Origin of the sequence: Stenotrophomonas humi, assembly GCF_001431415.1 — a bacterium.
In the GTDB taxonomy this organism is placed as follows: Bacteria; Pseudomonadota; Gammaproteobacteria; order Xanthomonadales; family Xanthomonadaceae; genus Stenotrophomonas; species Stenotrophomonas humi.
This window is the reverse complement of record NZ_LDJI01000061.1, coordinates 1-511: the sequence shown is the minus strand read 5'-3', so window position 1 is coordinate 511 and position 511 is coordinate 1. Positions and strand designations below refer to the sequence as shown.

At 64.2% G+C, this 511-nt stretch carries 1 protein-coding gene; it reads right to left on the bottom strand.

Annotated elements, in window-relative coordinates; all coding sequences use genetic code 11:
• On the bottom strand, positions 1 to 511 hold a 511-nt coding region (locus ABB26_RS18275; protein WP_245626271.1), incomplete at both ends, for a class I SAM-dependent methyltransferase.

Sequence of the window (511 nt, the reverse complement as noted above, 5' to 3'; positions counted from 1 at the left end):
GGCCAGCAGCAGGTTGCCCAGCTTGGCACCGACGAACGGATCGCCGCCGCTGTCGATCTGGTAATCGTTGAAGGCCATCCAGTAACGCCACAGGTTGGGCGAATACGGGTCGAGCAGGAACGAGGCGTTCATCACTTCGGTGACGAACACCGGAGAGCCGGGGTTGAGTACACGCCGTACCTCGGCCAGGGCGCGTGCCGGTGAGGGCACATGTTCCAGCACCCAGCACAGGAAGGCACCGTCGAAGCTGCGTGGCTCGAACGGTAGATCGGTGGCATCGGCTCGCTGGAACTCGCAGCGCTCGGCCAGCCACGGCAGCTGTGCGAGATGTTCGTTGGCGGCGGCGAGTTGGCGCTCGTTGAGGTCGATGCCGGTGATGTGCAGGTCGGGAAAGCGGCGCAGCAGGATCTCGGTCTGCGCACCGACGCCGCTGCCCACTTCCAGTACGTGGCGGGCGTTGCGGAAATCAATGTCGTGGAAGATCACCGGTTCAAACAGGCGCGCCTGTTTG